The organism is Mycobacterium sp. E1214, from assembly GCF_001666755.1.
In the GTDB taxonomy this organism is placed as follows: Bacteria; Actinomycetota; Actinomycetes; order Mycobacteriales; family Mycobacteriaceae; genus Mycobacterium.
The window spans coordinates 1-16,333 of the sequence record NZ_LZJC01000151.1; the positions used below are offsets into that span (position 1 = coordinate 1).

General features: G+C 71.3%; 13 protein-coding genes and 1 pseudogene. 10 read left to right on the plus strand and 4 right to left on the minus strand.

The window, feature by feature from the left end; translation table 11 throughout:
* The first annotated feature begins 88 nt into the window (after positions 1–88).
* The 5 genes from A5700_RS21110 (at position 89) to A5700_RS21130 (ending at position 9,616) form a co-directional block, all read left to right on the plus strand.
* Positions 89–5,599, plus strand: a complete 5,511-nt coding sequence (locus A5700_RS21110) for a hypothetical protein (RefSeq protein ID WP_231973830.1) — start codon at positions 89–91, stop codon at positions 5,597–5,599.
* 16 nt (positions 5,600–5,615) lie between these two features.
* Entirely contained in the window at positions 5,616–6,497 is an 882-nt protein-coding gene (locus tag A5700_RS21115) for a hypothetical protein (RefSeq protein WP_231973831.1), read from the plus strand.
* Between the two features lie 123 nt (positions 6,498–6,620).
* Positions 6,621–7,472 (plus strand): siderophore-interacting protein, encoded by an 852-nt coding sequence (locus tag A5700_RS21120; RefSeq protein WP_068071249.1) that lies wholly within the window; start codon positions 6,621–6,623, stop codon positions 7,470–7,472.
* A gap of 42 nt (positions 7,473–7,514) precedes the next feature.
* Positions 7,515–8,687, plus strand: coding sequence for a lactate 2-monooxygenase (locus A5700_RS21125; protein WP_068071255.1), 1,173 nt, complete (start codon positions 7,515–7,517; stop codon positions 8,685–8,687).
* A gap of 32 nt (positions 8,688–8,719) precedes the next feature.
* Complete coding sequence (locus tag A5700_RS21130; RefSeq protein WP_068071251.1) at positions 8,720–9,616, plus strand: tyrosine recombinase XerC; 897 nt, start codon at positions 8,720–8,722, stop codon at positions 9,614–9,616.
* 236 nt (positions 9,617–9,852) lie between these two features.
* On the opposite strand, the pseudogene A5700_RS21135 reads toward A5700_RS21130, so the two are convergent.
* Positions 9,853–10,308 (minus strand): annotated as a pseudogene (locus A5700_RS21135) (M23 family metallopeptidase); the annotation flags it as partial.
* A 405-nt stretch (positions 10,309–10,713) separates the two neighbouring features.
* Between A5700_RS21135 and rpsB the strand changes: the two are divergent.
* Genes rpsB through A5700_RS21150 form a run of 3 tightly spaced genes read left to right on the plus strand, consistent with a single transcriptional unit; the run spans position 10,714 to position 13,824 of the window.
* Positions 10,714–11,556 carry a 30S ribosomal protein S2 gene (rpsB, locus tag A5700_RS21140; RefSeq protein WP_068064428.1) on the plus strand — a complete coding sequence of 281 codons (843 nt, stop codon included), beginning with the start codon at positions 10,714–10,716 and terminating at the stop codon, positions 11,554–11,556.
* 1 nt (position 11,557) lies between these two features.
* On the plus strand, positions 11,558–12,376 hold the full coding sequence (gene tsf, locus A5700_RS21145) for a translation elongation factor Ts (RefSeq protein ID WP_068064431.1): 819 nt from the start codon (positions 11,558–11,560) through the stop codon (positions 12,374–12,376).
* Positions 12,377–12,408: 32 nt separating this feature from the next.
* Complete coding sequence (locus A5700_RS21150; RefSeq protein WP_068064432.1) at positions 12,409–13,824, plus strand: amidase; 1,416 nt, start codon at positions 12,409–12,411, stop codon at positions 13,822–13,824.
* On the opposite strand, the gene A5700_RS21155 is transcribed toward A5700_RS21150, so the two are convergent.
* Entirely contained in the window at positions 13,825–14,244 is a 420-nt protein-coding gene (locus A5700_RS21155) for a MarR family winged helix-turn-helix transcriptional regulator (RefSeq protein ID WP_068064434.1), read from the minus strand. It abuts the gene before it with no gap.
* A 131-nt stretch (positions 14,245–14,375) separates the two neighbouring features.
* On the opposite strand from A5700_RS21155, the gene A5700_RS21160 reads away from it, so the two are divergent.
* Together A5700_RS21160 and A5700_RS21165 are read left to right on the plus strand one after the other, a co-directional pair.
* Positions 14,376–14,789, plus strand: a complete 414-nt coding sequence (locus A5700_RS21160; RefSeq protein ID WP_068064436.1) for a ChaB family protein — start codon at positions 14,376–14,378, stop codon at positions 14,787–14,789.
* Positions 14,790–14,868: 79 nt separating this feature from the next.
* The gene (locus tag A5700_RS21165; protein WP_068064439.1) at positions 14,869–15,201 is read left to right on the plus strand and encodes a DUF2795 domain-containing protein; all 333 of its coding nucleotides are present in this window, start codon (positions 14,869–14,871) and stop codon (positions 15,199–15,201) included.
* A 20-nt stretch (positions 15,202–15,221) separates the two neighbouring features.
* Here A5700_RS21165 and A5700_RS21170 read toward each other — a convergent pair whose 3' ends face one another.
* Both A5700_RS21170 and A5700_RS26650 read right to left on the minus strand, forming a co-directional pair.
* Positions 15,222–16,061: a glucose 1-dehydrogenase gene (locus tag A5700_RS21170; protein ID WP_068064441.1), complete on the minus strand. Its 840-nt coding sequence runs from the start codon at positions 16,059–16,061 to the stop codon at positions 15,222–15,224.
* A gap of 44 nt (positions 16,062–16,105) precedes the next feature.
* On the minus strand, positions 16,106–16,282 hold the full coding sequence (locus A5700_RS26650; protein ID WP_197502688.1) for a hypothetical protein: 177 nt from the start codon (positions 16,280–16,282) through the stop codon (positions 16,106–16,108).
* Positions 16,283–16,333: the final 51 nt, after the last annotated feature.

A 16,333-nucleotide genomic window follows, 5' to 3' on the forward strand; every position in this document is an offset into this window, starting at 1 on the left:
CGGTGGCGCGCTTGTCGATAGCGGAACTGTCGACATCAACGGCGGAGCGGTTCTCGGGTCCGCCGGCACGCTGACCGACAACGGCGCCGTGACCGTCACCAACGGGGGTGCCCTCTCCGTCGACGGCGGATCGGTGCTCGGCTCCGGCGGCGTGCTCACCGACAACGGCAGCCTCACCGTCGCGAACGGCGGCACCCTGTCCATGAACGGCGGGGCGGTCGTCGGCTCCGGGGGCACGGTGACCGTCGGCTCGGGGGGCACGCTCACCGATGGCGGTACCGTCAGCGTCGGCAGCGGTGGGCTTCTCGGGTCGGGCGGCACCCTGACCGACGGCGGGACCGTGACGGTCAGCGCCGGTGGCACCCTGACCGACGGCGGGACCGTGACGGTCAGCGCCGGTGGCACCCTGACCGACGGTGGCACCGTGACGGTCAGCGCCGGTGGCACCCTGACCGACGGTGGCACCGTGACGGTCAGCGCCGGCGGCGCCCTGACCGACGGCGGCACGCTGACCGTCGATTCCGGAGGCGTGCTCACCGACAGCGGCTCGTTCATGCTGAATTCCGGTGTGACGCTTGCCGACAACGGCACGCTCAACATCGACAGCGGCCTGAATCTCACCGGCAGCACCATCAACGTCGGCCCCACCGGTGCGCTCAACGTCGACGACGGGGGCGCACTTACCGTCGGCTCCACCGGCACCCTGACCGACGGTGGTGTCGTCACCGTGGATTCGGGTGGCGTGTTGACGGATAGCGGTGCGCTGACGATCAATCCGGGTGCCACGTTGACCAATGGTGGCTCCCTGACGGTGGGGCCGGGCGTCACCCTCGTGGACAACGGGACGCTGAACGTCAACAGCGGCACCGGCATCGCCGGCACCGTCGACATCGGAACCACCGGTGCGCTCAACGTCAACAGCGGCACCCTCACCGTCGCGGCCGGCGGCGCGCTGACCGACGGCGGCGCCGTGACGATCAACGGGGCCGGCACGTTGACCGACGGCGGAACCATCACGGTCAGCGGGGGAGCGGTCCTGGGTTCGGGTGGCACCCTCACCGACGGCGGCGCCGTCACGATCACCGGCGGCGGCGGGCTGACGGTCGACGGCGGTACGGTCCTCGGCTCCGGCGGCGCGGTCACGGTGGGCGACGGCGGCACTCTCACTGTCGCAAACGGCGGTGCGCTCTCCGTCGACGGTGGATCCGTTCTCGGGTCGGGCGGGACACTCACGGTGGGTTCGGGCGGCACCTTGGCCGACAGCGGCACCGTAACCGTCACCGGCGGCGGAGTCCTGGGATCGGGTGGCGCCCTGACCGACGGCGGCAGTGTGACCATCGGCTCCACCGGAACCTTGGCGGACGGCGGCACCGTGACCGTCACCGGGGGCGGGATGCTCACCGACGCCGGAACACTCACCAACACGGGCGGCACCCTCGTCGTCAGCACCGGCGGTACCGACAGCGGCGCCTTCACCGTAAGCCCCGGAGTGGCCTTCACTGACGGCGGCACGGTGGCGGTCAACACCGGTGGCACCGTGAGCGACAGCGGGACCATCACCGTCACCGGGACGCTCACCGACGGCGGCGCGGTCACGATCGATTCCGGCGGCACCCTCACCGACGCGGGTACCGTGACCGTCGGCTCCGGAGGCACCCTTGCCGACGGCGGCACGCTGACCGTCGGCCCGGGTGTCACCCTGACCGATAGCGGCACCGTGACGGTCATTCAGGGTGGCACGTTAACGGACAGCGGCACACTGACCGTCACCTTGGGTGGCGCGCTATCGGACAGCGGGACAGTGACGGTCGCCAGCGGCGGGACTTTGACCGACGGCGGCGCCGTCACCGTGAATACGGGTGGCGTGTTGACCGACAGTGGTGCGGTGACGGTCCATTCGGGTGCCACACTGACCAACGGTGGTTCGCTGACGGTGGGTCCGGGCGTCACCCTTGTCGACGACGGAACGCTGAACATCAACGGCGGCACGGGGATTGCCGGCACCATCGACGTCGGATCCACGGGTGCGCTCAACGTCAACGACGGCGGCACGCTCACGGTCGGGGCCACCGGCACGATCACCGACGGCGGTGCAGTCACGGTCAATACCGGTGGTGCGCTCGTCGATAGCGGCGCCGTCAACGTCAACGGTGGCGCGATCCTCGGCTCCGCCGGGACGTTGACCGACGACGGCACCGTGACGGTCGCGAACGGCGGAACGCTTTCCGTCGACGGTGGATCGGTGCTCGGCTCGGGTGGCCTCCTCACCGACAGCGGCGCCCTCACGGTCGCCGACGGCGGCAGCCTCACCGTCAACGGCGGATCCGTCGTCGGCTCCGGCGGCACCGTGACGGTCAGCTCCGGCGGGTTGCTGACCGACAGCGGCACTGTAACCGTCAGCGGCGGTGGGCTTCTCGGGTCGGGCGGCACGCTCACCGACGGCGGCACCGTGACGGTCGGCGCCGGCGGCACCCTTACCGACGCGGGCACCGTGACCGTCAGCTCGGGCGGCACGCTGGCCGACGGGGGGACGCTGACCGTCAGTGCGGGTGGCGCATTGTCCGACGGTGGCTCCGTGGCCGTCGACGCCGGCGGCACCTTGCTCGACGGCGGCACGGTGACGGTCAACGCCGGCGGCACCCTGACCGACAGCGGGTCGTTGACCGTCGCCGGTGGCGGGACGCTGACCGACGGCGGCGCCGTCACCATCGACTCGGGCGGAACGCTGACCGATAGCGGTGCGCTGACGGTCAATTCGGGCGGCGTGTTGACCGACGGCGGCACGTTCACCATCGACTCCGGTGTCACCCTCGTCGACAACGGCACCGTCAACATCGACAGCGGTATGAGCCTGACCGGCAGCACCATCGACGTGGGCGCCACCGGTGGCCTCAACGTCGACGACGGCGGCACCCTCACCGTCGGCGCCACGGGCACGTTGACCGACGGCGGCACCGTCACCATCGACTCCGGTGGCGCGCTGGTAGACGGCGGCACCGTCACGGTCAACGGTGGAACGATCCTCGGCTCGGGTGGCACCCTGGCTGACGGCGGCAGCCTCACCGTCACCGACGGCGGCACCCTGTCCGTCAACGGCGGTGCCGTGCTCGGCTCCGCCGGAACTGTCACCGACAGCGGCACTTTCACCGTCGCGGACGGCGGCACCGTGTCGGTCAACGGCGGCACGATCCTCGGCTCCGGCAGCACTCTGACGGTGCAATCCGGCGGCAGTCTCACCGTCGCGGACGGCGGCACCCTGTCCGCCAACGGCGGCGCCGTCGTCGGCTCCGGCGGCGCAGTGACCATCGACTCCGGCGGCGCCCTCACCGACAGCGGCACAGTGACCGTCGGTGGCTCAGGGCTGGTCGGGTCCGGGGGCACCCTGACCGACGACGGCACGCTCACCATCAGTGCCGGCGGCGTCCTCGGCGACGGCGGCACCGTCACCGTCGGTCCGGGCGGCGCGCTGACCGACGGCGGCGCGCTGACCGTCGGCTCCGGAGGTGCCCTGACCGTCGATTCCGGCGGCGCCGTGACGGACAGCGGGGCCTTGACCGTCGCCGGCGGCGGGACCCTGACCGACGGCGGCACCCTGACCGTCACCGGGGGCGGCACGTTGACCGACAGCGGCTCGGTGACCGTCGCCAGCGGTGGCACGTTGACCGACAGCGGCTCGGTGACCATCACCAGCGGCGGCACGCTCACTGACAGCGGCTCGGTGACCATCACCAGCGGTGGCACCATGACCGACAGCGGGACGCTCACCGTCGGTTCCGGCGTCACCCTGACCGACGACGGCACCCTCGACATCAACAGCGGTGTCAGCCTTTCCGGCACGATCGATGTCGGTTCGACCGGCGCGGTGAACGTCAACAACGGTGGCGCCCTGGCCGTCAACACCGGCGGAGCGCTGACCGACGGTGGCGTGGTGACGGTGAATCCCGGTGGCACGCTAACCGACAGCGGAGCGGTCACGATCAACGCGGGCGGCAGCCTGTCGGATGCCGGTGCGCTGACGGTCAATTCGGGCGGCCTGCTGACCGACGACGGCACCGTCACCATCGGCGGCAGCCTGACCGACAACGGCGCGGTCGATGTGGGCGCCGCCGGCGCGGTCGATGTCGACGGTTCGCTCACCGTCAACACCGGCGCCACGCTGTCCGACGGCGGCACCGTGACCGTCAGCTCCGGCGGGGTGCTCACCGATGGCGGTGTGGTGACGGTTAATTCGGGCGGCGCGCTGGTCGACGGCGGGACCGTGACGGTCGACGGCGGTTCGGTGCTGGTGCCGGCGGGTTCGCTCGTCGACGACGGCAGTGTGACGGTGGCCAACGGCGGCGTGCTGTCGGTCGATGGCGGCTCGTTGCTCGGCTCGGGTGGGACGCTCACCGATGGCGGCAGCTTGACCGTCGCGGACGGCGGTGCGCTGTCGGTCAACGGCGGGTCGGTGGTCGGGTCCGGCGGCACCGTGACCGTGGGCCCCGCCGGCACGCTGACCGACTCGGGCACGGTCACCGTCAGCGGCGGGGGTTTGCTGGGCTCGGAGGGCAGCCTGACCGACGGCGGCACCGTGACGGTCAGCGCCGGCGGCGTGCTCACCGATGGCGGTGTGGTGACGGTTAATTCGGGCGGCGCGCTGGTCGACGGTGGGACGGTGACGGTCGACGGCGGTTCTGTGCTGGTGCCGGCGGGTTCGCTCGTCGACGACGGCAGTGTGACGGTGGCCAATGGCGGTGTGCTGTCGGTCGATGGCGGCTCGTTGCTCGGCTCGGGTGGGACGCTCACCGATGGCGGGAGCTTGACCGTCGCGGACGGCGGTGCGCTGTCGGTCAACGGCGGGTCGGTGGTCGGGGCAGGCGGGACAGTGACCGTAGGCCCCGCCGGCACGCTGACCGACTCAGGCACGGTCACCGTCAGCGGCGGGGGATTGCTGGGCTCGGGGGGCAGCCTGACCGACGGCGGCACCGTGACGGTCAGCGCCGGCGGCGTGCTCACCGACGGCGGCACCGTCACAGTCGACGCCGGCGCGACGCTCACCGACAGTGGCGCCGTCACCGTCCTGGGCGGTGGCACGCTGACCGACGGCGGCACGATCACGGTCGGGGCAGGCGGCACCCTGACCGACGGCGGCACCATCACCGTCAGTTCGAGCGGAGCGCTGACCAGCGGTGGCACCGTCACCGTCGGCGGCATCCTCGCCGACAGCGGCGTCGTCACCGCCGGCTCGGGCAGCACGTTCACCGTCGATCCGGGCGCCTTGATTCCGATCCTCAACGGCGGCGCCTTCGTCGTCGGTCCCGGCGAGGTCGTCACCGTCGGACCAGGGGGCAGCTACACCGCCGCCGGTGTCGTCGGGCCGGTCACCATCGCCCCCGGCGCGGTGCCGCCGCCGACGCCGCCCCCCGTGGTCTTCGGCGTCTCCCCGAGCGGCCTCGCCTCGCCCGGCCTGGCCGGACTCGCGGGGCTCTCCGGTATTCAAGCGCCACAGGACAATTCAGCGTTGGCCGCGTGCGATTCGGACGACAGGTCCTGCTGTCGATACATAGACGCAAACGGTGGTCGCTGCTGCTGGGATCTCTTCACCCGCGAGGTTGACTGATGGGGCAGGAGGAATAGTGAATAGTGTTGTGCAAGAATCGGATTCGAAGGACGCGACGGCGCAGCCGCGGATCCGGGCCGGTAAAGCCTCCGGACGCCGGGGCAAGGCGATCGCGCACGGACCGCTGTCCGTGCCGGTGAGCTGGTCGACCACCGCCCCGCGGATCCAGACGGCCTCCCCGTTGTCCGCAGCGGCCAATCGCAATACCCCTTCGCCCGCCGCCGGTAACCCGATGGCCAGCACGTACTCCAAGGGGCTGATGGCGTTGCTCGCCGGCCCGCGTGTGCTCCCCCCGCGTGGGTGTTCCGCGTGCGCCGACGGGACGCGCCCGGGGGCCGGTCAAAACCTCACAGCCGCAGGGGATCTCGTCGGCCAGCCCGCTCAAGGCGCCGAGCCGCCGCGCATCGCGGGCCCCACCATCGTCCTGCGCGTCCTGCCGGGGCAAACCGTCACGCTGCCGTTCGGCAGCACCATCGCTCTTGGTGAAGGCACCACCATGCTGGTCGACAGCGGCTTCGTCACGGTGGAAGGCCCGGGGGCGCGCATCGCCAACGTGCCCGTCACCGTCAACGACGGCGGTACCGTCACCACCCTCGGCCGGTGTTGCGCGGCCGGCGCCGTGATCCCCTCCGATACGCGGCTGTTCGCGGGCAGCTACGGCGCCTTCACCCTCACGCAGTATCGACGCGCCGGGGTCGAAGTCGAACTGTTCAGCGGCTCCGCTACCACCGGTGCCGGACCGCGCGCGGGCGAGGTATCCACGCCCGCGGGCCGCACCGCCAACGCCGCCGTCGGGGCCGACGGCGCCACCATCACCAACGTGGCGGGCACCCTCACCGTCACCACCAGGCGTTATCCGCAACTGCGACTCTGCAACGGCGCGCCGCCGCGTTCCTAGCCCCCAACAGGCCTTTCGCCGTCCGGCACGACGCCGTGCCGCGCCGGCCGGCAAACGTGGCCAGGCCGCGCCCGCGAAACGGCTCGTATAGTCGACGGGGGTCGGGACTGGACAGGAGGACACGTGGCGGGTCGGCCTTTGCAACGTTTCGAAGTCGTCGGTACTGAACAACTCACGCGGCACATGATCCGGGTTGTGCTGCGAAGCAGCGACTTCAGCTCCTTCGTGCCCAGCAAATTCACCGACTCCTACGTCAAGCTGGCCTTCGTCGCCGACGACATCGACGTCTCGGCGCTGCCGCAGCCGTTGACCCTCGACAGCTTCTCCGGCCTGCCGCCCGAGAAGCGGCCCTCGGTGCGCACCATCACGGTGCGCCGCGTCGACGTGGCGGCACACGAAATCACGCTGGACCTGGTGACCCACGGGGAACACGGGGTGGCGGGGCAGTGGGCCGCCGCCGCCCGTCCCGGCCAGACCATCTACCTGATGGGCCCCGGCGGCGCGTACACGCCCGACCCCGCGGCCGACTGGCATCTGCTGGCCGGCGACGAGTCGGCGCTCCCGGCGATCTCCGCCGCGCTGGAGGCCCTGCCGGCCAGCGCGGTCGGCAAGGCCTTCATCGAGGTCGCCGGCCCGGAAGACGAGATCCCGCTGGTGGCGCCGGACGGCGTCGAGGTGCACTGGGTCTACCGCGGCGGCCGGGCGGACTTGGTCCCCGAGGACCGCGCCGGTGATCACTCGCCGCTCGTCGAGGCCGTCACCACCACGCTGTGGCTGCCGGGCCAGGTCCACGTCTTCATCCACGGCGAGGCGCAGGCCGTCATGCACAACCTGCGGCCCTTCATCCGCAAGGAGCGTGGCGTCGACGCGAAGTGGGCGTCGTCGATCTCCGGGTACTGGCGTCGGGGCCGCACCGAAGAGACGTTCCGGCAGTGGAAAAAGGAGCTGGCGCAGGCGGAGGCCGGCGGGTCCTGACGACTTCGCCTGCCGCTGCGGCGGGCTGGCATGCTCTTTCCCATGGCACTGTCACCGCATTTCGGGGATTACCAGAACGAGATCTATCTGCGAGGCCTGGCCGGTGTGGTCCCGCCGCTGCCGATGGTCTTCTCCGAGCTGGAGGCCAAGGCCGCCACGGCGCTGCCGTCCTCGGTGTGGTCGTATGTCGCCGGCGGAGCGGGTGACGAGCGCACCCAGCGGGCCAACGCCACGGCGTTCGAACGCTGGGGGCTGATGCCCCGCATGTTCGTGGGCGCCGCGCAGCGCGACCTGTCGGTCGACCTGTTCGGCCTGAGCCTGCCGACGCCCGCGTTCCTGGCGCCGATCGGGGTGATCGGGATCTGCGCCCAGGACGGCCACGGCGACCTGGCCACCGCTCGAGCGGCCGCGCACACCGGTGTCCCGATGGTCGCCTCCACCCTGTCCGTCGACCCGATGGAGGACGTCGCCGCCGCCCTGGGTGACACCCCCGGCTTCTTCCAGCTCTACACCCCCAACGACCGCGAGCTGGCCGCCAGCTTCGTGCACCGCGCCGAGGCGGCCGGGTTCAAGGGCATCGTCGTCACGCTGGACACCTGGGTGACCGGCTGGCGGCCGCGCGACCTGAGCACCGCCAACTTCCCCCAACTCCGCGGGCACTGCCTGGCCAACTACACCAGCGACCCCGTGTTCCGCGCCGGCCTGCAACGGACCCCGGAAGAGGACCCGCAGGCCGCCGTGCTGCGCTGGGTGCAGGTCTTCGGTTCCGCGCTGACCTGGGACGACCTGCCCTGGCTGCGGTCGCTGACCGATCTGCCGCTGCTGGTCAAGGGCATCTGCCACCCCGACGACGCCCGTCGCGCCAAGGACGGCGGCGTCGACGGCATCTACTGCTCCAACCACGGCGGTCGGCAGGCCAACGGCGGCCTGCCCGCCATCGAGTGCCTGCCCGGCGTGGTCGAGGCGGCCGACGGGCTGCCCGTGTTGTTCGATTCGGGTGTGCGCAGCGGCTCCGACATCGTCAAGGCGCTGGCGCTGGGCGCCACCGCGGTGGGCGTGGGCCGCCCCTACGCCTACGGGCTGGCGCTGGGCGGCGACGACGGCATCGTGCATGTGCTGCGCAGCCTGCTCGCCGAGGCGGACCTGATCATGGCCGTCGACGGCTATCCGACGCTGCAAGATCTCACCCCGGACACGCTGCGGCGCGTCGACTGAGCCGCCGCGTCCGCGCCTGCCACCGTGAGGGCGTGGACGAGATACTCGAGGAGTTCGACGAGTACCTGGGGCTGCAGTGCGGCCGCTCGGCGCACACCCGCCGCGCCTACCTCGGCGATCTGCGGTCGCTGTGGGCGTTTCTGCAGCAGCGCGGCGTCGACCTCGCGGGATTGAGCCTGCCGCTGTTGCGCGCCTGGCTGGCGTCGGCCGCGGGGGCCGGGACGGCCCGCACGACGCTGGCCCGGCGCACCTCGGCCGTCAAGTCCTTCACCGCATGGGCCGTCCGCCGCGGCCTGCTCGCCGAGGACCCCGCCGCGCGGCTGCAGGTGCCCAAGGCGCACCGCACGTTGCCGGCGGTGCTGCGCCAGGACCAGGCCCTCGACGCCATGAGCGCCGCCAAGTCCGGTGCGCAACAAGGGGATCCGAGAGCGCTGCGGGACCGGCTGATCGTCGAGATGTTGTACGCCACCGGGATCCGGGTGAGCGAGCTGTGCGGCTTGGACGTCGACGATGTCGACTCCCATCATCGGCTGATCCGGGTCCTCGGCAAGGGCAACAAGCAGCGCACCGTGCCCTTCGGCGTGCCCGCGGCCGACGCGCTCGGCGCGTGGCTGAGCACCGGCCGGCCGGCGCTGGCGACCGCGGAGTCGGGTCCTGCGCTGCTGTTGGGCGCCCGGGGCCGGCGCCTCGACGTGCGGCAGGCCCGCACCGTCGTGCATGAGACGGTCTCGGCCGTCGACGGCGCCCCGGACATCGGGCCGCACGGGCTGCGGCACAGCGCGGCCACTCACCTGTTGGAGGGTGGGGCCGACCTGCGGGTGGTTCAGGAGCTGCTCGGCCATTCGAGCCTGGCGACGACGCAGCTCTACACCCACGTCGCGGTGTCGCGGCTGCGGGCGGTGCACGACCAGGCGCATCCCCGGGCCTGACGTCCGGTCGCCGCGGGCGCCGGCGGCTCTCTCCGGGGTGGCAGGCGAAGTGCCCGCCTCGTAGCGACAAGCGCGGCACCGCGCGGGGTGGCTCTCGTCGGGGTGGCAGGCGAAGTGCCCGCCTCGTAGCGACAAGCGCCGCCACGTGACCCGTGGCGGCCTGTTGTCGCTCTGAGGCGGGCACAACGGCATTAGCCCCCGAACCCGAGGCTCCTGGGGCCCGTGGGACGGGTGATCCGACCCCGCGGGCGCAGCGGCTTGAGCCGGATCGGCGTCGACCCCAACAGCCCCAGCGGGTCGACGTAGTGCGCTCCCGACGCCGGCCCCCACATGGCGCCCCAGTGCAGGCACGCCGCTGCCGGGCACCCGGAGTGCCCGGCCAGCAGCTCACCCAGCGCGGTTCCGGCCGTCACCTGCTGGCCGGCCCGCACCGCCGTCCGCACGGGCTCGTAGCTGGTGCGCAGTCCGCCCGGATGCGCCACCGACACCACCGGCCGCCCCGCCAGCGAACCGGCGAACACCACGACGCCGTCGCCCGCGGCGTATACCGGTTGGCCGGGCCGCCCGGCCAGGTCGACGCCGCGGTGGCCGGGCAGCCAGTCGGGCGTCGGCGCGTCGAAACCCCGGGTCACGGCCGGGACGGGCCGCAGCGGCCAGTCCAGCCGGCCCTCGTCCGCGTGCGCCGCCCCGGCGGCGCCGATGCTCACCACCAGCGTCGCCCCGGCGGCGCCGATGCTCATCACCAGCGTCGACGCGGCGGCGCCGATGCTCACCACCAGCGCCGGCGCGGCGGCCACGAGAATCGACCCGACGGTCAGCGCCACACGCCGCACCCAGGCAGTCCAGCGTGACCGCGACGGCCGCACCAGCCGGGTCGGCAGCGGCTGTGGACAAAACCACCTGCTGAGTCGGTGTAAACTGCTGGTCGCAGCTCGTTCGCGGGCTGACTTCGCGCGTCCGCACCGCGGTCCCGTTCCACTGGGTCCGCACCAGCATGCCGAGCGGTCCCGCCTCACCAGCGGGTTCGGCAGCAGCAGGCGCCAGGGCCCGGCTTCACCCGACGCCGGGCGACAACCGACACAAATTAAGGCACAACCATGGCCGTAGTCACCATGAAGCAGCTGCTGGATAGCGGCACCCACTTCGGGCACCAGACCCGTCGCTGGAATCCCAAGATGAAGCGGTTCATCTTCACCGACCGCAACGGCATCTACATCATCGACTTGCAGCAGACGCTGACCTTCATCGACAAGGCGTACGAGTTCGTCAAGGAGACCGTCGCCCACGGTGGATCGGTGCTGTTCGTCGGCACCAAGAAGCAGGCGCAGGAGTCGGTCGCCGCCGAGGCGACCCGGGTCGGCATGCCGTATGTGAACCAGCGCTGGCTGGGCGGGATGCTCACCAACTTCTCCACCGTCCACAAGCGGCTGCAGCGTCTCAAGGAGCTCGAGGCGATGGAGCAGACCGGTGGCTTCGAGGGTCGCACCAAGAAGGAAATCCTGATGCTGACCCGGGAGAAGAACAAGCTGGAGCGCAGCCTGGGCGGTATCCGCGACATGGCCAAGGTGCCGTCGGCGATCTGGGTCGTCGACACCAACAAGGAGCACATCGCCGTCGGTGAGGCCCGCAAGCTGGGCATCCCGGTCATCGCGATCCTGGACACCAACTGCGACCCGGACGAGGTCGACTACCCGATCCCGGGCAACGACGACGCGATCCGCTCCGCCGCGCTGCTCACCAAGGTGATCGCCTCCGCCGTCGCCGAGGGCCTGCAGGCCCGCGCCGGCGTCGGCCGCGGCGACGGCAAGCCCGAGGCGCAGGCCGCCGAGCCGCTCGCCGAGTGGGAGCAGGAGCTGCTCGCTTCGGCGACCGCGACCGCCGCTCCGGCCGGCAACGACGCCACGGCCGGCGCCCCCGAACCAACCCCCACGGAAGGCTAATATGGCGAACTTCACCGCCGCCGACGTCAAGCGGCTCCGGGAACTCACCGGGGCCGGCATGCTCGACTGTAAAAACGCGCTGGCCGAGTCCGACGGCGACTTCGACAAGGCCGTCGAGGCGCTGCGCATCAAGGGCGCCAAGGACGTCGGCAAGCGGGCCGAGCGGGCCACGGCCGAGGGGCTGGTCGCGGCCAAGGACGGCGCGCTCATCGAGCTGAACTCCGAGACGGACTTCGTCGCCAAGAACGCCGAGTTTCAGGCGCTCGCCGACCAGATCGTCACGGCCGCCGTCGCGTCCAAGGTCGCCGACCTCGCCGAGCTCAACGCCGCAAGCGTCGACGGCGGCAAGACTGTCGAGCAGGCGATCGCCGAGCTCTCCGCCAAGATCGGCGAGAAGCTGGTGTTGCGCCGCGTCGCCAACTTCAGCGGCACCGTCGAGACCTACCTGCACCGTCGCGCGGCCGACCTGCCGCCGGCGGTGGGCGTGCTCGTCGAGTACGAGGGCTCGGATTCCGACGCCGCCCACGCGGTCGCGCTGCAGATCGCCGCGCTCAAGGCGCGCTACCTGTCCCGCGACGACGTGCCGGAGGACGTGGTGGCCAGCGAGCGCCGCATCGCCGAGGAGACCGCCAAGGCGGAGGGCAAGCCCGAGCAGGCCCTGCCCAAGATCGTCGAGGGCCGGCTTAACGGATTCTTCAAGGACGCCGTGCTGCTCGAGCAGCCGTCGGTGTCCGACAGCAAGAAGACCGTCAAGGCGCTACTGGACGACGCCGGCGTCACCGTGACCCGGTTCGTTCGCTTCGAGGTGGGCCAGGCTTAACGCGCGAGCCCCGGCGCGTTAGCGTCGGGGCTATGCGACACGTGCACGCCTTCGGCGACGACGCTCTGGGTGAGCTGGACGCGGTGGGCCTGGCCGACGCCCTGCGCGCCGGCCTGGTCGGCCGGGCGGAGGTGGTCGAGGCCGCCATCGCCCGCACCGAGGCCGTCGACCCCCTCCTCAACGGCCTGGCCTACGCGGCCTTCACCCAGGCCCGGGCCGCCGTAGCGGGCGGGGCCGAGGCCGGCGACCGCCGGTTCTTCGCGGGCGTGCCGACGTTCATCAAGGACAACGTCGACGTGGCCGGCCAGCCGAGCATGCACGGCGCCGACGCGTGGACCCCGTTCGACGCCGCCGCCGACAGCGTGTTCACCCGGCTCTACCTCGCCACGGGGTTGACGTCGCTGGGCAAGACGCAACTCTCGGAGTTCGGCTTCAGCGCGTCGGCCGAACACCCGCGGCTGGGCCCGGTCCGCAACCCGTGGAACACCGACTACACGGCGGGGGCGTCGTCGTCGGGCTCCGGCGCCTTCGTGGCGGCCGGGGTGGTCCCGATCGCGCACGCCAACGACGGCGGGGGATCGATCCGAATTCCCGCCGCTTGCAACGGGCTGGTCGGCCTCAAGCCCTCCCGCGGACGGCTTCCGCTGGAGCCGGTGTTGCGGCGGATGCCGGTGGGCATCGTGGCCAACGGGGTCCTCACCCGCTCCGTGCGTGACACGGCGGGGTTCTACCGGGAGGCCGAACGTATCTGGCGGAACCCCAAGCTCGCGCCGGTCGGCGACGTCACCGGGCCCGGCCGGCAACGGCTGCGGATCGCGGTGGTGACCCGCTCGGTGCAGCGCGAGTGCAGCCCGCAGATGCGGGAGCTGACCATGAAGTCGGCCGGGCTGCTCGAGGAGCTCGGCCACCGCGTCGAGCGGGTCGACGAACCGCCGGTGCCGGCCAGCTTCGTCGACGACTTCGTGCTGTATTGGGGATCTTTGGCGTTGGCGCAGATGCGCGCCGGGCGGCACCTGTTCGGCAAGACGTTCGACCGCGGCCGCCTCGACGCGTTGACGCTGGGGCTGGACCGGCACACCCGCCGCAACCTGCACCGGCTGCCGCTGGCGATCGCACGGCTGCGCCGGATCCGCGGCCGCACCGCGCGGTTCTTCGCCACCTATGACGCCGTGCTGACGCCGACCGTCGCCGACGAGACGCCGCGCATCGGCTTTCTCGCGCCGACGGACTACCGCCAGGTGATCGCCCGGCTGACCGACTGGGTGTCGTTCACCCCGCTGCAGAACGTCACGGGCGAGCCGGCGATCTCGTTGCCCCTGGCGCAGTCCGCCGACGGCATGCCCGTCGGCATGATGCTCGCGGCGGACGTCGGACAGGAAGCGCTGCTGCTGCAGCTGGCCTTCGAGCTGGAGGAGGCGCACCCGTTCGCGCGCATCCAGGCGGCGTGATCAGTCGGTCCCAAGCTTTTCGAGCATTCGCTTGAATTCGCGCTGCTGGGCGTCGGTGAGCTTGCTCAGGATCCGGGCGTCGGCGGTGCGCACCGCGCCCTCCGCGCGCTTGAGCAGGGCCCGCCCCTGGCTGGTCAGCGTCGCCGGCAGCGCCCGTCCCGACGACACCGACGACGGGCGCGCCACCACGCCGGCCTCCTCGAGCTTGCGCAGCACCGTATTCATCGCCTGGGGCGTGACATTGGTGTGCCGCGACAATTCGGCGCTCGACATGCCGGGATACATCGAAAGGATGCGCAGGCAAACGAATTCGGGGAGCGTCAGGCCCAGCGGGCCCAGCACGGCGGAGACTTCCGGACGCAGCACCGCGCCCACTCGGTAGAGCAGGAATCCCAGCGGAGCGTCGTCGACGTGACCCATGTCAACGATATTGACATATTCCGCCGCCCGAATGCGCCAAGCGGGTCGCCGTGGTTGTCCGTTGCCCAAGCGGGTAACCGACCACGAGCGGCGCGGTGGTGGCACCGCGCCCTGGCGCACGAGGAGGTTCCATGCCGAAGACGACGAAAGGCGGCAAGCCCAAGGACAGCGAACTGCCGAGCACGCTGCAGCGTTCCAACGCCAAGGCGCAACGGACATTCGCCAAGACCCACGACGCCGCCGCCGACGAATACGGCGACGAAGAGCGCGCCCATCGGGTGGCGTACTCCGCCCTCAAGCACAGCTTCGAAAAGGTGGGCGATCATTGGGAGCCCAAGGAGCACAAGGGCCCATCCGACGAACGGGCGGAAAGCGGCGGCCCCCGCGCCACCGGGGAGTCGGCCGAGGGCGTCAACGCCAACGCCACCAAAAAGCACCTGCTCGACGTGGCCCGGCGCCTCGGGGTGCAGGGCCGGTCGACGATGAACAAGGCGGACCTGGTCGACGCGATCAAGAAGCACAATCGCAAGGTCCGCGGCCGGTAAGCCGCGTCCGCCGCGACTGTGACGTAGCCCGCACCCCGTCGACTCGTTTAGGGGCGTCGGTACCGGGCACCCGCGGGCCATGGTCGCCTCAACCACCTCCAGCGAATTGCACCGGTGCCTCAGCGATGTCGTCTTCCCGGCGAACAAGCGCGAACTCCTCGGGGCCGCCGAGCGCAACGGCTGTGACACCCAGACTCTGCACGCGCTGTCGGCCATCCCGTCCGGGACCTACACCAACGTCGCGCAGATCGCCTCGTCGGTCACGATCGCCGACGAGCGTGATAGGCCGGACCTCCCGCGGGCCGCCGCCGCGCGCCCCCGAGACGCGGCACCGAAATCGACCGACACCACCGACGACTTCCCGGTGCTGGGCCCCATGGTCGAACACGTCCACGAAAATCCCGACCGCTGAGCCGGTTTCGGCCGCGGCCGCTACAGGATCGGGCGGCCGCCGGTGACCGCCACTCGCGCGCCCGAGATGTAGCTCGCGTCGTCGGAGGCGAGCAGCACATAGACGGGCGCGAGTTCGGCGGGCTGACCCGCGCGACCTAACGGCGTGTTTTCCCCGAACGATTCGACTTTCTCCGGCGGCATCGTCGCGGGAATGAGCGGCGTCCAGATGGGGCCGGGCGCCACGCTGTTCACCCGGATTCCCTTCTCGCCCAACAATTGCGCCAGGCTCGCCGAGAAGTTGGCGATCGCCGCCTTGGTCGCCGCGTACGGCGCCAGGGTGGGATTCGGGCTATCGGAGTTGACCGAGGAGCTGCCGATGATCGACGACCCGGGGGCCATGTGCGGGACGGCCGCCTTGGTGAGGTAGAAGTGCGCGCCGACGTTGAGCCGGAACGTGTAATCCCATTCCTCGTCGCTGATGTCGTCCAGACTCTGATGGGTCATCTGGAAGGCGGCGTTGTTGACGAGGATGTCCACCCCGCCGAGTTCGGTCACCGCGCGCTCCACGACCGCGCGGCAGTGGGCCGGGTCGGACAGGTCGCCGGGAACCAGGACGCACTTGCGGCCCGCCTCGGTCACGTGGCGCTCGACATCGCGCGCGTCGTCGTCCTCGTTGAGGTAAGCGATCAGCACGTCAGCGCCCTCCCGGGCAAACGCTATCGCGACGGCCCGCCCGATTCCGCTGTCACCGCCGGTGATGATCGCCCTCTTGCCGGTCAGTTTTCCCGAGCCCCGGTATGAGTCTTCTCCGCAATCGGGAATGGGGTCCATTTGTGACTGGACACCGGGGACCTGTTGTTGCTGCGTCGTAAAGCCCACGCCGTTTTCCTCTCCGGGATTCTGAAAGCGATTGAGTGTGAAGGTCAGGGTTCGCGCGGGGCGGGGCCCGCGGTCGGCACGTCGGGATCGTCGTCGGCGGGCGGCTCCGGGTCGCGCCATTCCTCGGCCCGACTCGGCCGGTTACCCTGCATGGTGCCGCTCAGTTCCTGCTTCAGCTGCTCGTCTTCGCGAGCGCTGTGCTTGGCGTTTCCGCGTTCCATGCTCTTCACCCCTACCGTGACGTCAGCGTGCGTAGCCCGGCCCGGCGCAAC